This window comes from Embleya sp. L77 (assembly GCF_055557415.1).
Genome location: NZ_CM145709.1, coordinates 3,927,154 through 3,947,388 on the forward strand (window position 1 = coordinate 3,927,154; position 20,235 = coordinate 3,947,388).

General features: G+C 71.4%; 19 protein-coding genes. 10 read left to right on the forward strand and 9 right to left on the reverse strand.

Annotated features, from left to right (window positions below; genetic code table 11):
• Positions 1 to 21 precede the first annotated feature (21 nt).
• Both nagA and ACZOOI_RS16820 read right to left on the reverse strand, forming a co-directional pair.
• Complete coding sequence (gene nagA, locus ACZOOI_RS16815) at positions 22 to 1,164, reverse strand: N-acetylglucosamine-6-phosphate deacetylase (protein ID WP_465276639.1); 1,143 nt, start codon at positions 1,162 to 1,164, stop codon at positions 22 to 24.
• A complete protein-coding gene (locus ACZOOI_RS16820) occupies positions 1,161 to 2,117 on the reverse strand; it encodes an ROK family protein (RefSeq protein ID WP_465276640.1) in 957 nt (318 codons plus the stop codon). The genes nagA and ACZOOI_RS16820 overlap by 4 nt, the downstream gene beginning before the upstream one ends.
• A 245-nt stretch (positions 2,118 to 2,362) precedes the next feature.
• On the opposite strand from ACZOOI_RS16820, the gene ACZOOI_RS16825 reads away from it, so the two are divergent.
• The 4 genes from ACZOOI_RS16825 to ACZOOI_RS16840 all read left to right on the forward strand — a co-directional run bounded on the left by ACZOOI_RS16825 (position 2,363) and on the right by ACZOOI_RS16840 (position 6,765).
• Positions 2,363 to 3,154, forward strand: coding sequence for a DeoR/GlpR family DNA-binding transcription regulator (locus tag ACZOOI_RS16825; protein WP_391586559.1), 792 nt, complete (start codon positions 2,363 to 2,365; stop codon positions 3,152 to 3,154).
• Between the two features lie 412 nt (positions 3,155 to 3,566).
• A complete protein-coding gene (locus tag ACZOOI_RS16830; protein WP_465276641.1) occupies positions 3,567 to 4,880 on the forward strand; it encodes an extracellular solute-binding protein in 1,314 nt (437 codons plus the stop codon).
• Positions 4,881 to 4,924: 44 nt separating this feature from the next.
• Positions 4,925 to 5,836 (forward strand): carbohydrate ABC transporter permease, encoded by a 912-nt coding sequence (locus ACZOOI_RS16835; protein WP_020557696.1) that lies wholly within the window; start codon positions 4,925 to 4,927, stop codon positions 5,834 to 5,836.
• On the forward strand, positions 5,833 to 6,765 hold the full coding sequence (locus tag ACZOOI_RS16840) for a carbohydrate ABC transporter permease (protein ID WP_465276642.1): 933 nt from the start codon (positions 5,833 to 5,835) through the stop codon (positions 6,763 to 6,765). Before ACZOOI_RS16835 ends, ACZOOI_RS16840 begins: the two co-directional genes overlap by 4 nt.
• Before the next feature lie 119 nt (positions 6,766 to 6,884).
• On the opposite strand, the gene ACZOOI_RS16845 is transcribed toward ACZOOI_RS16840, so the two are convergent.
• The gene (locus tag ACZOOI_RS16845; protein ID WP_391586575.1) at positions 6,885 to 7,229 is read right to left on the reverse strand and encodes a cupin domain-containing protein; all 345 of its coding nucleotides are present in this window, start codon (positions 7,227 to 7,229) and stop codon (positions 6,885 to 6,887) included.
• A gap of 158 nt (positions 7,230 to 7,387) precedes the next feature.
• Between ACZOOI_RS16845 and ACZOOI_RS16850 the strand changes: the two genes are divergently transcribed.
• Genes ACZOOI_RS16850 through otsB form a run of 3 tightly spaced genes read left to right on the forward strand, consistent with a single transcriptional unit; the run spans position 7,388 to position 9,293 of the window.
• On the forward strand, positions 7,388 to 7,723 hold the full coding sequence (locus tag ACZOOI_RS16850) for a DUF3263 domain-containing protein (protein WP_465276643.1): 336 nt from the start codon (positions 7,388 to 7,390) through the stop codon (positions 7,721 to 7,723).
• 12 nt (positions 7,724 to 7,735) lie between these two features.
• On the forward strand, positions 7,736 to 8,428 hold the full coding sequence (locus tag ACZOOI_RS16855) for a LytR C-terminal domain-containing protein (RefSeq protein WP_465276644.1): 693 nt from the start codon (positions 7,736 to 7,738) through the stop codon (positions 8,426 to 8,428).
• A gap of 10 nt (positions 8,429 to 8,438) precedes the next feature.
• Positions 8,439 to 9,293: a trehalose-phosphatase gene (gene otsB, locus ACZOOI_RS16860; RefSeq protein ID WP_465276645.1), complete on the forward strand. Its 855-nt coding sequence runs from the start codon at positions 8,439 to 8,441 to the stop codon at positions 9,291 to 9,293.
• A gap of 60 nt (positions 9,294 to 9,353) precedes the next feature.
• On the opposite strand, the gene ACZOOI_RS16865 is transcribed toward otsB, so the two are convergent.
• The gene (locus ACZOOI_RS16865; RefSeq protein ID WP_465276646.1) at positions 9,354 to 10,667 is read right to left on the reverse strand and encodes a M14 family zinc carboxypeptidase; all 1,314 of its coding nucleotides are present in this window, start codon (positions 10,665 to 10,667) and stop codon (positions 9,354 to 9,356) included.
• A 354-nt stretch (positions 10,668 to 11,021) separates the two neighbouring features.
• Between ACZOOI_RS16865 and ACZOOI_RS16870 the strand changes: the two genes are divergently transcribed.
• Together ACZOOI_RS16870 and ACZOOI_RS16875 are read left to right on the forward strand one after the other, a co-directional pair.
• Positions 11,022 to 13,127: a HelD family protein gene (locus ACZOOI_RS16870; RefSeq protein WP_465276647.1), complete on the forward strand. Its 2,106-nt coding sequence runs from the start codon at positions 11,022 to 11,024 to the stop codon at positions 13,125 to 13,127.
• 457 nt (positions 13,128 to 13,584) lie between these two features.
• Positions 13,585 to 14,214, forward strand: a complete 630-nt coding sequence (locus tag ACZOOI_RS16875) for an HD domain-containing protein (protein WP_465281218.1) — start codon at positions 13,585 to 13,587, stop codon at positions 14,212 to 14,214.
• 18 nt (positions 14,215 to 14,232) lie between these two features.
• Here ACZOOI_RS16875 and ACZOOI_RS16880 read toward each other — a convergent pair whose 3' ends face one another.
• Positions 14,233 to 14,502, reverse strand: a complete 270-nt coding sequence (locus tag ACZOOI_RS16880; protein ID WP_465276648.1) for a DUF4031 domain-containing protein — start codon at positions 14,500 to 14,502, stop codon at positions 14,233 to 14,235.
• Positions 14,503 to 14,547: 45 nt separating this feature from the next.
• On the opposite strand from ACZOOI_RS16880, the gene ACZOOI_RS16885 reads away from it, so the two are divergent.
• Complete coding sequence (locus ACZOOI_RS16885) at positions 14,548 to 14,931, forward strand: hypothetical protein (protein ID WP_391586583.1); 384 nt, start codon at positions 14,548 to 14,550, stop codon at positions 14,929 to 14,931.
• Here the strand turns inward: ACZOOI_RS16885 and ACZOOI_RS16890 are convergent.
• From ACZOOI_RS16890 to groL, 4 genes are all read right to left on the reverse strand, one after another.
• Positions 14,895 to 15,902, reverse strand: a complete 1,008-nt coding sequence (locus tag ACZOOI_RS16890) for an ARPP-1 family domain-containing protein (RefSeq protein WP_465276649.1) — start codon at positions 15,900 to 15,902, stop codon at positions 14,895 to 14,897. The two genes, ACZOOI_RS16885 and ACZOOI_RS16890, sit on opposite strands and share 37 nt — an antisense overlap.
• Positions 15,899 to 17,404, reverse strand: coding sequence for a hypothetical protein (locus ACZOOI_RS16895; RefSeq protein WP_465276650.1), 1,506 nt, complete (start codon positions 17,402 to 17,404; stop codon positions 15,899 to 15,901). The genes ACZOOI_RS16890 and ACZOOI_RS16895 overlap by 4 nt, the downstream gene beginning before the upstream one ends.
• A gap of 296 nt (positions 17,405 to 17,700) precedes the next feature.
• Positions 17,701 to 18,297 (reverse strand): Uma2 family endonuclease, encoded by a 597-nt coding sequence (locus tag ACZOOI_RS16900; protein ID WP_465276651.1) that lies wholly within the window; start codon positions 18,295 to 18,297, stop codon positions 17,701 to 17,703.
• A 169-nt stretch (positions 18,298 to 18,466) separates the two neighbouring features.
• Positions 18,467 to 20,095: a chaperonin GroEL gene (gene groL / locus ACZOOI_RS16905; RefSeq protein ID WP_391586585.1), complete on the reverse strand. Its 1,629-nt coding sequence runs from the start codon at positions 20,093 to 20,095 to the stop codon at positions 18,467 to 18,469.
• Positions 20,096 to 20,235: the final 140 nt, after the last annotated feature.

Genomic DNA, 20,235 nt, shown 5'->3' on the forward strand with positions numbered 1-20,235 from the left:
CGACGGGGGCGAGCACACCCGCTACGGCCTGCGGTCGTCCACCCAGCGACCCGCCGCCATCACCGCGCGCACCCGCAGTGCGTCGTCGAGCACCACCAGGTCGGCCTGCTTGCCCGGTTCCAGGGTGCCGACCCGATCGGCGATGCCCAACGCCCGCGCGGGTGTCGCGGACAACGAGCGGACCACGTCGGCGATCGGCAGGCCGCCCGCGACGCCGTTGCGCAGCGCCCGGTCCAGCGTCAGCGTGCTGCCCGCGATCGAGTCGCCGTCGGCCAGCCGGGCCACGCCGTCGACCACGTCCACGGTCATCACGCCCAGCGGATACACGCCGTCCGGCATGCCCGCCGCGCCCATCGCATCGGTGATGAACGCGACCCGGTCCGGACCCGCGCTCGCGTACGCCAGGTTGACCACGCTGGAGTGCAGGTGCACGCCGTCGTTGATCAACTCGACCACCGCGTCGCTGTCCTGGAGCAGTGCGGTGACCGGTCCCGGCTCGCGGTGGTGCACGCTGCGCATCGCGTTGAACAGGTGGGTGGCCACGCTCGCGCCCGCGGCCAGCGCCGCGCGCGTCTCGCGGTGGGTGCCGTCGGTGTGCCCCACCGCGGCGATCACCCCCTCGTCGGCCAGTCGGCGCACCAACTCGACGCCGCCGGGCAGTTCGGGGGCCAGCGTGACCATCCGGATCGCGCCGCCGGCCGCCTTCAACAGCGTGCCGACCTCGTCCCGGTCGGGTGCGCGCAACTGGGTCGGATCGTGCGCGCCACAGCGGGCCGCGCTCAGGTACGGGCCCTCCAGGTGCAGTCCGGCCAGCCGGCCGTCGTGCACGAGCGGGGAGAGCGCGGACACGATGGCGAGCAGGTCCGCCGGGGAGGCGGTGACCAGACTCGCGACCGTGGTCGTGGTGCCGTGCGAGCGATGGAATTCGGCCACCCGCAGCGCCTCGTCGGGATCGCCGGAGGTGTACGAACCGCCGCCGCCGCCATGTACGTGCATGTCCACGAAACCGGGCACGATCCAGCCGCCGGCGACATCGACCACCGGTTCGGGACCCGCCGGCAGACCCGGGCCGGCGAAGGCGATCCGATCACCGACCACGCCCACCGAGGCGCCCTCGACCACCCCGGAGGGCAGCACCACTCGCGCATTGCCGAGCACCGTCACCCGCGCACCTCCAAGGTGTCCCACGCGATCAGGCCGGCGCCTCGGCAGCCGGCCTCGTCCCCGAGCGCCGCGGTCACCAGCGGCGGCACGTGTTGAACCACGGCGCGCTCGGCGAGCAACGTCCGCAAGGGGTTGAACAGTTGTTCCCCGGCGAGCGAGAGCCCACCGCCGATCACCAGCAACTTCGGGTCGTACAGCGCGAGACCGGTGAGCAGGCCGTCCGCGAACGCGGACAGACCCTGGCCCCACACGGCCGCCGCGACCGTGTCGCCGGCCGCCACCCGGGCGACCACCTGGGCCGCGCTCAACGGCGGGTCGTCGCCCGGTGCGGCCTCCGCGAACGCGTGCGCGATGGCGGGTCCGGAGAAGTGCGCCTCCAGGCAGCCGACCGCCCCGCACGTACATCTGCCGCTGCCCGGCCGCACCGTGATGTGGCCGATCTCGCCCGCCTGTCCGTGTGCGCCCGGGTAGGGGCGGCCGTTCAGCACGAGCACCGAGGCGAGCCCGGTGCCGATCGCCACGAACAGGAAGTTGTCGCAGTCGCGTCCCGCGCCGAGCCGGCCCTCGGCCAGCGCACCGGTGCGTACGTCGTGGCTCAAAGCCGCCGGTAGGCCGAGCCGATCCGCGATCAGCGAGCGCAGCGGCACCTCGCGCCACTGGATGCTGGCCGACCACACCGCGACCCCCGCCGGATCGTCCACGATCCCCGGCACCACGACGCCCGCCGCCCGCGGCACGCCACCCAGCTCGACCGCCCGCTCGCGCAGCGCGGCGGCGAAGTCGACGATGCCCGACACCACCGCGTTGGGGCCCGCGGTCCGGCCGGTGGGCCGGCGCTCGCTGTAGACGAGGTTGCCGCCCGCGTCGACCACACCGCCCTTGATGTCGGTGCCGCCGACATCGAGGGCAACGACGCAGTCCGCGCCGGACAGATCGGACGGCGGGGTGTTCACGTGCGGCATCGGCGTCTCAAGTCTGGTAGGCGGGGCGGATTGTGAGCCCGAGGGCGGGTGGATCCGAGAATGCGCGTTTGTGCTCACTGGATAGCAGTTGAAAACATGAACATGCAACAGCATCGTTGAGTGAGCGGAGGTTCACGGAAACCCCGATGCTCGACACGTGTGGGACGCCCGCCAGGATGTCCCACACGATCCGACGCAAGTCGGCCAGGGCTGTCGGACAGGGCGGGAGGTCACGGGTGAGCCGTTACGAGCGGTGGGGTGCGCTCCTGGAGCTGCTGGCCAAGCACGGTCGCCTGGAGGTCGAGGACGTGGCCTCGGAGCTGGACGTCTCGCCCGCGACGATCCGCCGCGACCTGGATCAGTTGGCCCAGCAGCAGATGTTGACCCGCACCCGGGGCGGCGCGGTCGCGCACGCGGTCTCCTACGACCTGCCGCTGCGCTACAAGACCGCCCGGCACGCGTCCGAGAAGCAGCGCATCGCACAGGCCGCCGCGGCACTGGTCAAGCCGGGCGAGACGATCGGGCTCAACGGCGGCACCACGATGACCGAGGTGGCCCGTGCCCTGGTCGCCCGGGCCGACCTGCACACCGAGGGCGACTCGAACGCCCAGGCGTTCACGATCGTCACCAACGCGCTCAACATCGCGGGCGAGCTCGCCGTGCGCCGGCACGTGAAGATCGTCGTCACCGGCGGCGTGGCCCGCACCCAGTCCTACGAACTGATCGGTCCGTTGGCCACCGGCATCCTGCGCGAGGTGGCCCTGGACGTGGCGATCCTGGGCGTCGACGCGATCGACGTCGAGCACGGCGCGAGCGCCCACCACGAGGGCGAGGCGAGCATCAACCAGTTGATGGCCGCCGGCGCGGGCCGGGTGGTGGTGGCCGCGGACTCCTCCAAGCTCGGCCGCCGCGCGTTCGCCCGGATCTGCCCGTTGGACCGGATCGGCGTCCTGGTCACCGACACCTCGGCGACGGAGGAGGCCGCGGCGGCCTTCGTCGACGCGGGCGTACGGGTCATCCGGGTCTGAACCCGGTCGTTCCGCCCGACCCGCCCGGACCCCCGCGCGCCCGCCCTCCCGGCGGGCGCGTTCGCGCGTCCGGGTCGGTCCCGCGCCCGTTGATCGACCAACCCGATGGACCATTCGCGGGATCGAACCGGCACCCTCTGTGCCGGTTCTTCTGCATGCGCGCCCACATGGGTAACGAATTGCTCTGCAAACTTCCTCGACCCCTCCTCCGAATCTCGAGATTGGTGTAGACCTTTGTTCCGGCGAGGTGTTGACTGCCGACACGGCGAGTCCGCAAAATGCTCGATGCTGCTCAAGAGTTTTCTTCAAATCCGCGTTGCGAACAGTTTTGCGCAAGCACGTGCATGGGTTTAGTGCGACCAAACCCTCACCAACGGTCCTGTTTTCCCGAAGGCATGAAGGCGGTACTGCGATGAAGCGGCACCAGATGGCATTGGCGGCGACAGGACTGTCGGCCGCACTGCTTCTGTCGGCGTGTGGTGGCTCGGACGACAAGAAGGACGACGACAAGGCGGTCCCGGGCGCCTCGGGCGCGGCGGGTGCGCCCAAGGACGGCACGATCAAGCTGGTCGTGGCCGACTACGGCAGTGGCGACGGCAGCATGCAGAAGTACTGGAACGGGGTGATCTCGAGCTTCAACGAGAAGAACCCCGGCATCAAGGTCAACCTGCAGGTCGTCAACTGGGACGACATCGACAAGCAGGTCGCGACCATGATCCAGAACAACGACATGCCCGATCTTCTGCAGACCGGCGGTTATGCCGACAAGGTCGTCGACGACCTGCTGTACCCGGTCGACGAGGTCATGTCGCCCGCCACCAAGGCCGATTTCGTGGATTCCTTCACGCCCGCCGCGACGGTCAAGGGGAAGCAGTACGGCATTCCCTTCACCTCCAGCACCCGGCAATTGATCTACAACACCGATCTGTTCGCCAAGGCCGGGATCACCGACCCGCCAAAGACCTGGGACGAACTCAAGGCCGCCGCGACCAAGCTCAAGGCCGCGGGCGTGCCCACGCCCTTCGGCCTGCCGCTGGGCAAGGAGGAGGCCCAGGGCGAGTTCATGAACTGGGCGCTGGGCAACGGCGGCGGGTACCAGACCAACGGCAAGTACACGGTCAACAGCCCGCAGAACGTCGAGGCGCTGAACTGGGTCAACGACAACCTGGTCAAGGCCGGTCTGACCGAGTCGAACCCCGGCACGAAGAACCGCAAGGACGTCTACACGGACTTCTACGGCGGCAGCGTGGGCATGGTGAACAGCAACCCCACCATGATCGCCACGCTGAAGAAGGACTACCCGAACCTCAAGTACGCGACCGCGCCGATCCCGGGCAAGGCGGGTCCGCTGAACGAGACCCTGGGGGTCTGCGACTGGATGATGGCGTTCAAGAAGAACGGCAAGAAGGACCAGATCAGGGCGTTCCTGGACCACGCGTTCAGCACCGACCAGCAGATCAAGTTCCAGGAGCAGTACAGCTTCCCGCCGGTGACCAAGTCGGTGATGGCCAAGATGACGGCCAACCCGGCCAACGCCGGTCTCAAGCCGTACATCGACCTGCTGCCCAAGGCGAAGTTCTACCCGCTGAACGACGTCGCGTGGGACGTGCTCTCGCCCAAGATCAAGGAGCAACTCGGCAGCGCGGTCTCCGGCAAGTCGCCCAAGGACGTGCTGGACCAGCTCCAGAAGGAAGCCGAAGCGGCGGTCGCGCAGCAGAAGAGCTGACGCACCACAGATACGTCCGAGCACCGAAGGAGGAGGACGGCCCCGTGGCCGAAACCGCCGTACGCAGAGCGCCTACCGTCGTCACCAGAGTCAAGAAGGCGCTGGCCCCGCTGCCGTGGATCGGCCCGGCCGTCCTCCTCATCGGTGTCGTGGTCCTGTGGCCCGTGGTCGTGATGGTCTGGAGTTCGTTCCAGCGCATCCGCCGCACCGGCATCGTGGTGGGATCCAACGGCACCGACAACTACAAAAAGCTGTTCGACGAGCCGGACTTCGTGGCCGTGCTGTGGAACACCGTGGTGTGGGTGCTGGTGGTCGTCGCCATCACGCTCGTGTTGTCGCTGTTCCTGGCGCAACTGTTCAACCAGCACTTCCCCGGCCGGCGGTTCGCCCGCTGGGCGATGATCGTGCCGTGGGCGGCCTCGGTCTTCATGACCGCCGTCGTCTTCAAGTGGATGCTGCACGAGACCCACGGTGCGATCAACACGCTCATGGTCGACCTGCACCTGATGGACGCGGGCAAGGACTGGCTCGGCAGGCCCTCCACGGCGATGCCGTGGATGATGGCGGTCGCGGTCTTCGTCTCGCTCCCGTTCACCACGTACACGCTGCTCGCCGGACTCCAGACGGTTCCCGGCGAGGTGTACGAGGCGGCCAAGATCGACGGCGCGTCCACATGGCGCACCTACCTGTCGATCACGCTGCCGCTGCTCAAGCCCGCGATCCTGGTCGCGGTGGTGATCAACCTGATCAACGTCTTCAACTCGTTCCCGATCATCTGGGCGATGACCAACGGCGGCCCGGGCTACGAGACCGCGACGACCACGGTGTTCATGTACCAGCTCAAGGCGTCCGACATCGGGGAGAGCGCCGCGATGTCGGTGGCCAACTTCGCGATGATCATCATCCTGGTCGCGTTCTTCCTCGTTGTCAGCCGTAACAAGGAGACCGACCGATGAGCACGAGCACCGCCGCCGGCCGCAAGCCGGGCACCGGCGCCGCGAAGCAGCCCGCGGGCGCCCCGGGCGGCGGGAATCGTCCCGGACGCGGGAAGTCCGTGCTCGGGGGCTCGAAGTACAGCCAGAAGCAGCTGTGGTTCGGCGCCCTCGCCTGGGTGATCGCGATCGTCTTCGTCCTGCCGTACATCGAGATGGCGATCACCGCCCTGCGCCCCAAGGACGAACTGACCAGCGACGGCTATGTGCCGTCGAAGTTCGAGTGGGCCAACTTCGTCGACGTGTGGGACAAGTCCACGCTCGGCGACAACCTCAAGGTCTCGCTGCTGGTCGCCGGCATGTCCACGCTGCTCGTGCTGGTGGTCTCGCTGCCCGCGGCCTACTACACCGCCCGCAAACGCTTCCGCGGCCGGGGCGTGTTCCTGCTGCTCGTGCTGGTCACCCAGATGTTCCAGCCGACGTCGCTGCTGGTCGGGCTGTACCGGGAGTTCTACATCCTGGACCTGCTCGACTCGTACTGGGCGCTCGTGCTCGTCAACGGCGCGTTCAACCTGGCCTTCTCGGTGTGGATCCTGACCGCCTACTTCAGCGCGATCCCGGTCGAGCTGGAGGAGGCCGCGATGATCGACGGTGCCTCCCGTCTCGGGGCACTGCGTCGGGTCACCCTGCCGCTGGCGATGCCCGGCATCGTCACGGCGGTGATCTTCACCTTCATCGCCGCGTGGAACGAGTTCACCGTCGCGCTGGTGCTGGTGACCACACCGGACAAGCAACCGCTCACGGTCGGCATCAACAGCTTCCTCGGCGCCTACCGGGTCGAATGGCAGTACCTGTTCGCGGGATCCGTGGTGGCGATCGTGCCCGTGGTGATCCTGTTCGCCTACATCGAGAAGCACGTCGTGTCGGGCCTGACCGCCGGATCGGTCAAGTAGGTCCGACCGACTCCGGGAAGCACGAAGCCCACAGGTCTCGGGGCCTGTGGGCTTCGCCGCGTCCGGATCCGGCGGCCGGTGCGGCGCCGGGCGAGCCTGCCTCGTCGCCGGGCGCGGTGCTACGGCAGGGTGATGTGGTACGCCTTGCGCAGCGTCTCGTGCACCGTCCACACCGTCTCGTCGCCCTCCTGGAGCACGCACGCGTCACCCGGGCCGACCTCGATCGTCGCGCCGCCGCGGATCTCGATCGTGGCCCGGCCGGAGACGACCACGAACAGCTCGTTGGCCTCGGTGTCGGTCACCACGCCCGGGGTGATCTGCCAGATGCCGCGGATCTGCTTGCCGTCCTCGGACTCCCACAGGACCTTGCCCGAGACCTCGGGCGTGCCGGAGACGATCTGCGCCGGGTCGAGCGGGTCGGCTTCGAGCTCGGCGGCGGGGATATGGACGGCAAAAGTAGACATGCGGCGGAGCATATAGGTCTCTTCGGCGACCCCCTCCCTCGGGTGATTCATGGGCTTTTCCGGCGAATCATCGTGCCGGTGCGGTGGTCCGTCGGCACGGGCGGGCACAATGCCGAAAGCGGGTCGACGGGCCCGGCGAGGTACCGAAGGGGTGACCGATGGGCGAGCAACACGACGCGCGGCCCGAGCCGCCCGTGATTCCCGGGCAGGGCGGCGCGCCGACCTCGCCGGAAGCGGTGCCCGCGAGCGGGCTCTCCGACCGGGATCGGGACATCCTCGAATTCGAGCGCCAGTGGTGGAAGCACGCCGGCGCGAAGGAACGCGCCGTGCGCGATCGTTTCGGCTTCTCCGCGACCCGTTACTTCCAGGTGCTGAACACCCTGCTCGACCGACCGGAGGCCCTGGAGCACGATCCGATGCTGGTCCAGCGGCTGCGGCGGCTGCGCGAGGCCCGGCAGCAGGCCCGGTCCACCGTGCGCCGTTCCGGGCACTGAGCGGCGGCCCCGGTGTTCTCGCGCCGCAGGGACGAGTACGACGTGTTCCCCGGCTTCGGTCGGTACGGCCTGATCTGGACCAACGAGGATGCGTGGGCCGACGAGGCCGACCCGGAGCCGGACTCGGCGGCGCCCGAGCGTGACCTGATCGCCGGCCTGCGCGCCGACGCGGCACCCGCGCGGGCCCGCCCGCGGCGCGGCCTGATCCCGGTGGCCGCGCTGCTGGCGATCTGCGTCGTGGCCGGCGTGCTCGCCATCGGCCGGGACGAGCCCGCTTCCCGGGTGGCCGCGGACCGGGCCCGGCACCCGTCCGGGCCGGCGCCGGCCGCGGCACCGGCCGACTCCGCCCGCCCGGTGCCGCCCGCCCGGGCGCCCGCGGTGCCTCGGGGAGCGCACGGCAAGGTGGTGCTGCTCGATCAGAGCAAGGTGCCCGCGCTCGCCGAGCGCATGGCCCGGCGGCTGGAGGCGGCGGGCTGGGAGGTCACCGGAACCGACGTGTTCCGCGGCTCGGTTCCGGCCACCACCGTCTACCACCCCGTCGGGCAGGAGAAGCAGGCCCGTGCGCTGGCCGCCGCGCTGCCCGGGATCGGCCGGATCAAGCCGACCTTCGCCGGCATTCCGCGGCACCGGCTCACCGTGATCGTGGTCGACGACCAGGTGGTCCCGCTGGCGGATCGTCTGCTCGGTTCGCTGACCACTGGGTAGGTTGGACGGCATGTCCACGAACCGGTCCACCCTGCCCGCACCCACCACGCCGGCCGGCAGAACGGGCCTCGCCGCGTTGCTTGGTGAGCCGGCCCGAGCCGTCGTCGCGCTCGACTTCGACGGCACCCTCGCCCCCATCGTCGACCGCCCGGACCAGGCGCGCGCGGACCTGCGCGCGGTGGCCGCACTGTCCCGACTGACCCCGCACCTGGCGGCGGTGGTGATCGTGACCGGCCGCCCGGCGGCGGTCGCCGTCGAGTACGGCCGCTTTCGCGGCGTGCCCGGGCTCGAACACCTCGTCGTGCTCGGCCACTACGGCCTGGAGCGCTGGGACGCGGCGACCGACCGGATCAGCGCGCCCGAGCCGCCGCGCGGGGTGCACGAGGTGCGCCTCGCCCTGCCCGGCCTGCTCCAAAAGCTCGACCTGTGGAACACCACCTGGATCGAGGACAAGGGCAGCGCGCTCGCCGTGCACACCCGCCGCGCACCGGACCCGGACGCCGCCTTCGCGCTGCTGCGCGACCCGCTCGACGACCTCGCGGCGCGGCACGACCTGGCCGTCGAGCCCGGCCGCTACGTGCTCGAACTGCGCCCGCGCGGGATGGACAAGGGCCGTGCGCTGACCGGCTTCCTGGCCGAGAAGCAGGCCGGCTCGGTCCTGTTCGCCGGCGACGACCTCGGCGACCTCGCCGCGTTCGAAGCCGTCGAGGGACTGCGCGACCAGGGCACCGCCGGCGTCACCGTGTGCAGCGGTTCGGCCGAGGTGCACGCCCTCGCCGAACGCGCCGACCTGGTCGTCGCCGGCCCGGACGGCATCGCCGACCTGCTCACCGCCCTCGCCGACCACGTCGAACCGGCCCGGTAGCCCCCGTTCGTCCCGACGGGCAGCCACCCTGCACTCGAATCGGTGGGCCCGTACGCCCGCTCACAACGCGTCGGCATGCGGCGCCGAAGTGCCCGCACACGGCTCGGTGGTCGCCGTCGCGACCGCGAAGCGTGCCCGCGGGTCCAGCAGCAACGCGGCCATCGCACCCGCCGGTTGCGCCGTCGGCACCCGCAGGTCGGGCTCCACCCGGACACCGTGCTCGGCCAGCGCGGCCCGGGCGCTTGCGTACAGGTCCGGCGTCAGCCGATAGGCACACGGCATCGGCGCGACCGCGCCGCGGCCCGCCGGGACGTTGTCGGCCCCGTCGAAGTACACCACTTCGCCACCGTTCGCGGCCCGCTCCCGGGACGTGCGCACCGCCGCCGTGATCGCGTCCCCACGCTCGGCGGCCATCCGCAGCGTGGCCTGCGCGGCCACCAGATGCGCGGCCACCCGGCGCCGGCCCAGCAGACCCGGGTCCGCGCGTTCGAGCGCCGAGACGGGTCGGGTACCGACCTCGACCAGCACCGCCACCGCGTGATCCAGTGCGGCCGCGTTGCGCAGCAGCCGTTCGTCCCCGTCGCCGCCGAGTTGCCGAGCCGTGGTGTCCTCCCCGTACACGCCCGCCGCCCAGCCCGCCGCGGGCAGCGCCGCGCCGATCCGATCGCGCGCCAACTCGACGGCCAGGGAGCGCAGTTCGGGAGCCACATTGAGATTGCGCGGCCACAGGTACAGGGCCGGCGGGGCAGCGGTGTCCGCCGGCACGGTGAACTCGTGCAGGTCGTGCACGATGTGCGGGCGCGCCTCGCGCAGCACCCGGCGGATCGCCCGCGCCTCGGGCGAACTCACCGCCACATGGTCCCGGTTGAGGTCCACTCCCTCGGCCGTCGCGCGCGTGCCCGCCGCCGATCCGTCCGGGTTCGGCGTGGCCAGCACCAGCACGGTGACCCGCTCCAGCAGTCGGCGTCCCGCCGGCGAGCGGTCCGCGGCCAGATCCCGGACCAGCTTCAGGCACGCCTCCCGACCGGCCGGCTCGTCGCCGTGCTGGCCACAGACGAACAACACCCGGACCGGCTCGGGCACCGACCGCGCGCCGGCCACGGTGATCAGGTCCACGGCCCGGCCGCGCGCGCTCGTGCCGACCCGGGTCACGGTGACCCGCGCGGCTCCCCACCCGGCCCGCTCCGGGCCCGGCGCCGCCGAGACCAGGTCGCGCAGGTAGTCCCGCTCCTCGGCCACGGTCGTCCAGACCGTGCCGCCGCGCCGCTCGAACCCGGTCGAGACCCGCCCGCCGCGCCCACCACCCGCCGGGGCCGGCGCGAGCGCGACTCCGGCCACCAGCGCCATCGCGAGCACCGTTCGCGTCGCCCACACCCTCATCCTCGAACCACCGTCCCCTTGTTCGCCACGACCGCCGCATCGTGGGCCGTGACCGCCGCACCACGATGGCCGACCCGTCGGGCCGTTCGCGCCCGTCCGGCCGGCCCGCCGGCAACCGAGCATGGCCCGGCAAAGGGAGTTGATGGCAGAGCCGGACTCGCCTAGGCTCGCTGATTCCGCTGTCCCACCCAGTGCAGTGATCGGGAACCGTCTTCGGCGCCCGGCACCGGTGGGCCGCGCGGGCCGCCGCCTTCGGGCAACCGGCCCGTGCCCTCCGCAGGGGCGCACCAGGACGTGGCATCGCACACGGCCGGGCTCCGATTTGTCGCCGCCACGAACCGGAGAAACATGTCCGCGCCCGCCACCACCGGCCCCGCCCTGCCCGCTTCCGACGCGCTCGCCGTCGAACGCGCCTACCTGGACGCCTCCCGCGCCGCCCTGCGCCGGATGCGCGAGGAGACCGAGGCACTCGACCTGCGCGACGTCGGTGCCACCGCCGTCGCCAACGAGACCGCCCAGCACCTGATCGCCAAGCGCATCGCCGCACTGGCCGACCACGCCGGCTCACCGCTGTTCTTCGGCCGGGTCGACGGCCGGTTCGCCGACGGCGTCGAGGGCGCCGAACCGGTCGAGGTGAGCGCCGACCCGAGCAAGCCCGTCGAATCCTTCTGGATCGGCCGCCGGCACGTGCACGACGAACTCGGCGACCCGATGGTGGTGGACTGGCGCGCGCCGCTGTCCCGCGCGTTCTACCGGGCCAACCGGGACGAGCCGCTCGGCGTCGAACTGCGCCGCCGCTTCGGCTGGACGGCCGGCGAGCTGACCGCGTTCGAGGACGAGCACCTGACCGACCCGAACGAGACCGACACGGTCGGCGGCATCCTCGCGGCGGAGATCGAACGCCCGCGCGTGGGCCCGATGCGCGACATCGTGGCGACCATCCAGCCCGAGCAGGACGAGATCGTGCGCTCGGACCTGGGCCACACGCTGTGCGTGCAGGGCGCGCCCGGCACCGGCAAGACCGCCGTCGGCCTGCACCGCGTGGCCTGGCTGCTGTACGCCTACCGCGACCGCCTCGCCCGCACCGGCACCCTGGTGGTCGGCCCGAACCGGTCCTTCCTCGACTACATCCAGCAGGTGCTGCCCGCGCTCGGCGAGATCGAGGTCGGCCAGACCACCGTCGAGGACCTGGTCACCCGCACCTCCAAGATCAAGGTCCGGGCGCTGGACGAGGCGGTGTCCGGCACGATCAAGGGCGACGCGCGGATGGCCGAGGTGCTGCGCCGCGCGGTGTGGTCGGGACTGCGCGCGCCCACCGAGTCGGTGGCCGTGGTCCGCGACTCGCGCACCTGGCGGCTCGCGGTGTACGAGGTCGAGGAACTGGTCGCCGCGCTGCGCACGCGCGACGTGCGCTACGGCGCGGCCCGCGACATGCTCCGGCAGCGCATCGCACACGCGCTGCTGACCAAGATGGAGGAGCGCGGCGAGTCCCCGGACGACCGGGTCCAGGACGCGGTCGCGCGCAGCCGGCCGGTCAAGGCGGCGGTGGACGCGATCTGGCCGGCGGTGGACCCGCTCAAGCTGGTGTTCCGGCTGCTGGGCGACGCCGACTTCCGGGCCGCGTGCGCGGACGGCGTGCTGAGCGCCGAGGAACAGGCCGCGATCGGCTGGGCCACGCCGCCGCGCGGGGTGGGATCCGCCCGCTGGACCGTGGCCGACGCGGTGCTCGTGGACGAGACCGCCGACCTGCTCCACCGCACCGGCGGCTACGGGCACGTGGTGATCGACGAGGCGCAGGACCTGTCCCCGATGCAGTTGCGTGCGGTGGGTCGGCGCTGCTCCACCGGCTCGGCCACGGTGCTCGGCGACATCGCGCAGGGCACCACGCCGTGGGCCACCCCCGGCTGGCAACAAACATTGCGGCACCTGGGACACGAGGGGGCCAGGATCGAGGAGCTGACCCGGGGTTTCCGGGTGCCGCGGCAGATCCTGGAGTTCGCCAGTCGGTTGTTGCCGCTGATCGCACCGGGCCTGGTGCCCGCGTCCTCGGTCCGCCAGGCGGCGGGTGCGCTGGAACTGCGTCCGGTCGCGGCCGACGAACTGGCCGCGCGATCCGCCGAGGCGGCCGTCGAACTGCTCGACCACGAGGGCTCGATCGGCCTGATCTGCGCCGACGCGCGGGTGGCCGAGGTGGCCGCCGCACTGCGCGCGGGCGCCGTCGCGCACCGGGTCCTGGGCGCGGACGGCGACGGCGAACAGGCCCGGATCAGCGTGGTGCCCGCGTCGCTGGCCAAGGGTCTGGAGTTCGACCACGTCGCGGTCGCCGAACCGGCCGAGATCGTCGACGCCGAGACCCAGGGACTGCGTCGGCTCTATGTGGTGCTCACCCGCGCGGTCTCCGGGCTGGTCGTGCTGCACGCCCGCCCGCTCCCGGAGCCGCTGACGGCCCCCTGACCTGCCCCTGCCCCCGACCCGGCGCGTCAGCGCCCCCGACCCGGGCCCACCCCAGTGATCGACGCGCGAAGCGCGGAGAGCGGCGGAGCCGCAAAGTGTGGACGGTGTGGCCCGGAGCGAAGCGGAGGGACACACCGTCCCGAGCGAGGGGCCGCTTTTTTCTCGGAGGAGCGAAGCGGGGGAGAGAAAAAAGTGGTGCCTCGCGAGCCGGCGACGAAGTCGCCCAAAAGCGTCCTCGCGAGCCGGCGACGAAGTCGCCCAAAAGCGTCCTCGCGAGCCGGCGACGAAGTCGCCCAAAAGCGTCCTCGTGAGCCGGCGACGAAGTCGCCCAACAGGCAAGCGATCGGCATCCAATACGAGTGAACCGCGTGTGTCGGAACGGTTGGTGGTCGGCTTCGCTCGCTCGTTCTGCCATGCTGGCCGGGTGGAACGCATCCAGGAGTCCGCGACCGTGACTTTGCGGGACCAGTGGGCCCGGCTCGTCGGTGAGCACGCCGAGGCCGGCGCCGTCGTCGAGAGCCTGCTGGCGCGCTATGCCGAGCCGCACCGCCGCTATCACGACACCGACCATCTGCGCACCGTGCTCGACCTGATCGGCGAGCTGGCCTACGAGGCCGACGACGCCGACGCGGTCATGCTCGCCGCGTGGTTCCACGACGCGGTCTACGACCCGGCCCGGGCCGACAACGAGGAGCGCAGCGCGCGGCTGGCCGAACGCGGCCTGCGCGAGGCGGGCGTGGCGCCGGCCCTGGTCGCCGAGACGGTGCGCCTGGTCCGGGTGACCGCCGAGCACGCGCCCGGCGAGTCCGACCACAACGCGCACGTGTTGTGCGATGCGGACCTGGCCATCCTGGCCGCCGACCGCGAGCGCTACGAGGCGTACACGGCGGCGGTCCGCGAGGAGTACGCGTTCGTCCCGGACGAGGCGTTCCGGGCCGCCCGCGCCGCGGTGCTGCGCGACCTGATGTCGCTGCCCCGGCTGTTCCACACCCGACTGGGCGCGGCCCGGTACGAGGAGGCGGCCCGCTACAACATGCGCGCCGAGCTGGAGCGGCTGGAGGGCACCATCCCGCGCCAGCAGTCCTGACCGACCCGCCGCCGACCGTCAGCGCGGTCGATACCGCTTGCGCCGGCGCAGGCCCGCCGCGGTCAGCCGGACCACCAGTTCCCGGCTGGAGACCGGCTCAGCCCCCTGGGCCAGTGCCCGCGCGTACAGGTCGGCCGGGACGTCGTAGTGATCCCGGTCGAACGCACGTTCCGGCGCGCCGAGCGCGCGGGCGAACGCGTGCAGCTCGGCATGCGAGACGTCGCTGACGAGGTGCGACCACAGTCGCCCGCGTCCGGGCCAGGCCGGGGGATCGATGAGGAGAGCCACACGCTCGATTCTCGTATACGTCGCGATCACGCACACTTGTGGACCATGAGCAAGGATCCGACCGACGCCGCCCTGTTGACCGCCCGCGCCCTGGTCCTGGCCGACCTGCGCACGCACGGCGTCGAGACCCCCGAGACCGTGACCGTGGTCGAGCACGCCCTGGTCGAGCGCAAGTGGTGGGTCGAGCAGTGGCCCGACGGCGCCGCGTACGTCCCCGGACTGATCGGGCAGGACGTCCAGGAGGCGCTGACCGAACAGGGCACGGTGTGGCCGCCGTGCCCGCGGCACGACGACCACCCGCTCTACCTCGAACCCGAACTCGGCGAGGACCCGCACTGGGTCTGCGAACGCGACGCCGAGGTGATCGCCCCGCTCGGCGGCCTCGCCCCGACTCAGCCGCCGAACGAACGTGCGGTCAACGACGCGTAGATCGGCCGGTCGCCACCCGTCGCATAGGCGCCGACCAACCGCTCGCTCTCGGCCCGACCCACCGTGACACCGGCGTGCGAGTGCTCCGGGGCCAGCGCCACCGGGTGGGCGCCGGCGTCGTCCAGCGTGCGCTCGGCGCGCCGCTGCTCCTCGGCGTCGGCGGCCCGCAGCGCCGCGGCGAGCACGTCGTACGGATCGCCGGCCGCCGCGCCGTCGCCGCCGGGCAGGTTCAGCACCGTGCGGCTCGGCGGCGGATCGCCCGGGTCGTGCAGACCGTAGCGGACCGCCTCCGCGCCGTAGCAGAACCTGATCAGCGGCTCCCACATCGCCGACCAGTACGCCCGCGAGGGCGCCCGCTCGATCCCGGCGATCTCGCCGTCGAGCAGCACCACCGCGCCCACCTGGTCCTCGACGCACTCGAACTCGGCGACGAAACGTTCGAGCTCCAAGGCGAAATGCTTCAGGAACAGCACCAGGTTGCCGGTCTCGGCGAGGCCGGAGGACGCGTTGAACCGCTGGACGGCCGACCACAACCGGCTGTACCCGTCCGCGTCCGCACTCGCCGAGGCGGCGGCACGCAGCGCGAGCGGCAACACGGCGAGCGGCTGTGCGGCCTCGGCGATCAGCCCGGCCTGGGTCTGCTGGACGCACATCGCCGCGTCGAAGGCGAGCCGGTCCGAGGGCTCGACCAGGGCGGCCCGCGGCATCGCGTGGTCCTGCGCGCTGTGCTCGACGATCACCGCGAGGTGACACGGGACCAGCGCGACGTGCGGCGTGTGGTTGACGAAGGTGAGTGTGCCGTAGCCGCTCGTACCGATCCACAGGTCGGTCGGGAGTGCGACGGCGGGTGCGTCGCACGCGTCGCCGAGCAGCGGCAGCACCTGCATCCGGCCGACGCTCTGCACCCGGCCGAGGGTGCAGCCGGCCAGCAGCTCGCCGATCGGCAGCGGGGCAGGGGCGATGGTGTTCATCCGGTCACCTCCAGGTGGGCCAGGCGCAGCAGGGCGGGTACGGCGGTGGCCGGATCGATGGTCAACATCAGCCGGCACCAGGCGAGTTCGAGAGCCTCGGGACGGTGGACGGGAGCGAGCGGCAGGTCCGGCGCGTAGCCGCGCAGTCCGGCCGCCTCGGCCGCGAGCACGGGCGAGAGCTGGACCGCGGGCACCGCGATGCCCAGCGTGCGGGCCGCGTCGAGCACCTGCGCGAAGCGCCCGGCGGGTGCGTTCTCGTAGCCGTCGCCGATCACCACGATCAGCTCGGCGCCGGTGCGCAGCGCGGCGACCAGGGCCTCGGCTGCCGCGGTGGCCCCGGCTGGCCGGACCAGTCGGCCGTCCGGGACGCCGCCGATCCACACGTCGTGGCACTCGCCCGCCGCCGCCCGCAACGCGTCGCGCAGCGCGAGCACGGTCGCGATCGGCCGCAGCGGCTGATCGGTGCCGCCGCGCATCGAGGCGGACCCGTCCAGCACCAGGGCGATCCGGCGGCCGGCCAGGTCGAGCCCGGCGGCACCGGCCGCGGCCCGCCGATCCAGCGCCGCGGCGACCTCGTCGGTCATCCCGGTCGCGAACGCGTAGAGGTACAGCCGGACCGCGTCGTAGCGGTCGAGGTCGACCTCGACCTCGACGCCCGCGCGCTCGGCCTGCCGCTGCCCGGCGAGCCGCTGGCCGACGGTCAGCCGATCGGCGGTCAGCTCCAGGACGCGCGCGGGCTTCTCGTCCGGGTGGAATCGGCCGCGCAGCCCTTCGAGCGTCTCCAGCGGCAGCGCCGCGCCCGCGTCCAGGTCGGTGCGGGCGGCTCGATACGCGGCCGGGAGCGGCAGCGTGTACGGGCCGTCGGCGCCGAGCACGAACGCGACGCACTCGCGCGCGACGGCCGGATCGGCCGCCCAGCGGTCGATCTCGCGGGCCACGATGCGGTGTTCCTTCGGATTCAGCTCCGCACCGGCGAGCCGCTTGGTCAGGATCGAGCGCAGGATGCCGCTCAGCCGCAGACCCCACGCGTGCCGCAGCGCGGCGGCGAGCTTGTCCCGGTAGCGCACCGACCACAACTCCAGCGAAGCGGAGCCGAGCACGGAGCGCAGGATCAGCCGGCGCACCCGCGCGTTGTTCACCCGCCGCTCGGCCAGCAGGCCGAACAGCTTGAGCCGACGCGGCACGGTCAGCGCGGCGACCGCGTCGTACACGGCGGTGCCGTCGTCCTGCTGCGCGGGTGTGTCCAGCAGGTGCAGCACGCCCAGCTGCCGGCTGCGGTCGGTGGCTCCGGGGGAGCACACGAGACCTGCGTACAGCCGTCGGTCCAGCGCGGCCATCGCGCGGTGCGCGTCCTCTTCGAGGGTGAGCTGCTCGGCGCGGGTGTTGTAGAAGGAGGCCCGTCCGGTCGCGGCCACGGCGACGTCCAGGAAGCGGACGACGGTGGCGGCGGCCTCGGCGCGGGCCGGATTGTCGGCGCTCAGGGCGCGGGTGATCTCGGTCATCGGAAGGCTCCCCCGTGGGCACCCGGGGCAGGTCGCGGGTCCGGTGTGGTCCGAGTTTCACCGGGGTCCGAAGACCCCTCCGCCGGGACCGCTTCCAACCCTTTGGGAAACGGTTCTGTACGAACGCGCAGTTCCCCGGGTGCAATGGCACGCGACTTCGGGCAGGTCACGGGTCCCGGATAGGGATTCGAACCCCAAGCACCCAAAAGCGCTTGTACGCCAAGACAGAAGGAACACGTAGTTCCCGAAGTCGCACCACGAGCCTACGAGCGAGCGGCCGCCGATGCCGGCGATTATTACCTCGGGGGAAAGTCCGAGGTGTCCAGTTCGATACCGAAGGGCCCGGGGATGGCGACCGATCCGCCGAAATCGACGCGCTGGATGCGCTGGTAGACCTTGCCGTCCGGCTCGGAGTACAACGTCGCCGCCGGGCCGTCCTTGTCCCAGCGATCGACGAGCAGGTAGAGCGGAATCGGCCCGTGTGCGTATGCCCGCAGCTTGTCGACACGATCGGTGCCCGCGTTGCTCGGGGAGGTGATCTCGGCGACGAGAAGAACCCGATCCGCCGGAGTCGGCGTGGCGACGTCTTCCCGTGCCACCACCACCAGGTCGGGAATACACAGCCGGCCGACCGACATGATCTCCACGCCGAGATGCTGAAAGGCACCGCATCCTTCGGGGGCGGCCCGGCCAGCTGCCAATGGAGGTCGTCCGCGATCAATTCGTGCCTGTGTCCCGGAGGCGGCGATATCGTGATGTTCTCTCCGTCGAACTCGGCGCGCCAGCCTTCGGGCGCCTCCAATTCCTTCCACATGGTCACGATGTCGCGCCAGGCGGTGCTCACTTCGATCACGGGTGCGGTCAACTCGTCCACCTCGCCCACCTCGATCCATGTCGTACGAGAACGACGCTACGGCCGCCCGGAGACCGTTTCAGGGTAAGTCGCCATCGCCACTCGAACGAGCGAACAAGGCTCGAACACGCGGAAACGCGAAAGAGGCGGCCCCCGAAGGGGACCGCCTCTCGCGTCAAGACCGTGCGGGTCTGCCGATCCTCAGTGGATCAGAAGTCCATGCCGCCCATGTCCGGGGCGCCGCCGCCGGCCGGAGCGGCGTTCTTCTCCGGCTTGTCGGCGATGACGGCCTCGGTGGTCAGGAACAGCGCGGCGATCGACGCGGCGTTCTGCAGCGCGGAACGGGTGACCTTCGCCGGGTCGATGATGCCCTCGGCGATGAGGTCCACGTACTCGCCGGTCGCGGCGTTGAGGCCGTGACCCGGGGTCAGGTTGCGCACCTTCTCCACAACCACGCCGCCCTCGAGGCCGGCGTTGACCGCGATCTGCTTGAGCGGGGCCTCGACGGCCAGGCGCACGATGTTCGCGCCGGTGGCCTCGTCGCCGTCCAGCTCGAGCTTGTCGAACGCGATGGTGGACGCCTGGAGCAGGGCCACGCCACCACCGGCGACGATGCCCTCCTCGACGGCGGCCTTCGCGTTGCGCACCGCGTCCTCGATGCGGTGCTTGCGCTCCTTGAGCTCGACCTCGGTCGCGGCACCGGCCTTGATCACGGCCACGCCGCCGGCCAGCTTCGCGAGGCGCTCCTGGAGCTTCTCGCGGTCGTAGTCCGAGTCCGAGTTCTCGATCTCGGCGCGGATCTGGTTGACCCGACCCGCGACCTGGTCCGAGTCACCGGCGCCGTCGACGATGGTGGTCTCGTCCTTGGTGACGACGACCTTGCGGGCGCGGCCGAGGAGTTCGAGACCCGCGGTGTCGAGCTTGAGGCCGACCTCCTCGGAGATGACCTGGCCACCGGTGAGGATGGCGATGTCGCCGAGCATGGCCTTGCGACGGTCGCCGAAGCCCGGGGCCTTGACGGCGACGGACTTGAAGGTGCCGCGGATCTTGTTGACGACGAGCGTGGCCAGGGCCTCGCCCTCGACGTCCTCGGAGATGATCATGAGCGGCTTGCCCGACTGCATGACCTTCTCCAGCAGCGGGAGGAGGTCCTTCACCGAGGTGATCTTCGAGTTGACGATGAGCACGTAGGCGTCTTCGAGGACGGCCTCCATGCGCTCCATGTCGGTCGCGAAGTACGGCGAGATGTAGCCCTTGTCGAAGCGCATGCCCTCGGTGAGCTCGAGCTCGAGACCGAAGGTGTTGCTCTCCTCGACGGTGATGACGCCTTCCTTGCCGACCTTGTCCATGGCCTCGGCGATCATCTCGCCGATCAGGGGGTCAGCAGCGGAGATCGAGGCGGTGGAGGCGATCTGCTCCTTCGTCTCGACGTCCTTGGCGAGCGCGAGCAGCTGCTCGGAGACGGCCTCGACGGCCTTCTCGATGCCACGCTTGAGAGCCATCGGGTTCGCGCCGGCGGCCACGTTGCGCAGGCCCTCGCGGACGAGCGCCTGGGCGAGGACGGTCGCGGTCGTCGTACCGTCACCGGCGACGTCGTCCGTCTTCTTCGCGACCTCCTTGACCAGCTCGGCACCGATCTTCTCGTACGGGTCCTCGAGCTCGATCTCCTTGGCGATGCTCACACCATCGTTGGTGATGGTGGGCGCACCCCACTTCTTCTCGAGCACGACGTTGCGGCCCTTGGGGCCCAGCGTGACCTTGACGGCGTCGGCGAGCTGGTTCATCCCGCGCTCGAGGCCGCGGCGCGCTTCCTCGTTGAACGCGATGATCTTGGCCATGTGGTGAAGTCCTCCCAGAACGGGGGTGAGTGCCGGACCGCACTGGCGCCCGCGACGGACGACCCGACCACCGCGAGGATCCCTCCCTCACGGGTGCCGAGCCTCACCGGCCCGGTCCGTTTCTGTCACTCTCACATCCA

Excerpts from the sequence above, each read along its gene's own strand:
- ACZOOI_RS16830 (WP_465276641.1), top strand. The coding sequence starts at position 3,567 with ATGAAGCGGCACCAGATGGCATTGGCGGCGACAGGACTGTCGGCCGCA.
- ACZOOI_RS16840 (WP_465276642.1), top strand. The coding sequence starts at position 5,833 with ATGAGCACGAGCACCGCCGCCGGCCGCAAGCCGGGCACCGGCGCCGCG.
- ACZOOI_RS16845 (WP_391586575.1), bottom strand. The coding sequence starts at position 7,229 with ATGTCTACTTTTGCCGTCCATATCCCCGCCGCCGAGCTCGAAGCCGAC.
- ACZOOI_RS16850 (WP_465276643.1), top strand. The coding sequence starts at position 7,388 with ATGGGCGAGCAACACGACGCGCGGCCCGAGCCGCCCGTGATTCCCGGG.
- otsB (WP_465276645.1), top strand. The coding sequence starts at position 8,439 with ATGTCCACGAACCGGTCCACCCTGCCCGCACCCACCACGCCGGCCGGC.
- ACZOOI_RS16870 (WP_465276647.1), top strand. The coding sequence starts at position 11,022 with ATGTCCGCGCCCGCCACCACCGGCCCCGCCCTGCCCGCTTCCGACGCG.
- ACZOOI_RS16885 (WP_391586583.1), top strand. The coding sequence starts at position 14,548 with ATGAGCAAGGATCCGACCGACGCCGCCCTGTTGACCGCCCGCGCCCTG.
- ACZOOI_RS16890 (WP_465276649.1), bottom strand. The coding sequence starts at position 15,902 with ATGAACACCATCGCCCCTGCCCCGCTGCCGATCGGCGAGCTGCTGGCC.
- ACZOOI_RS16895 (WP_465276650.1), bottom strand. The coding sequence starts at position 17,404 with ATGACCGAGATCACCCGCGCCCTGAGCGCCGACAATCCGGCCCGCGCC.
- ACZOOI_RS16900 (WP_465276651.1), bottom strand. The coding sequence starts at position 18,297 with ATGGATCGAGGTGGGCGAGGTGGACGAGTTGACCGCACCCGTGATCGA.
- groL (WP_391586585.1), bottom strand. The coding sequence starts at position 20,095 with ATGGCCAAGATCATCGCGTTCAACGAGGAAGCGCGCCGCGGCCTCGAG.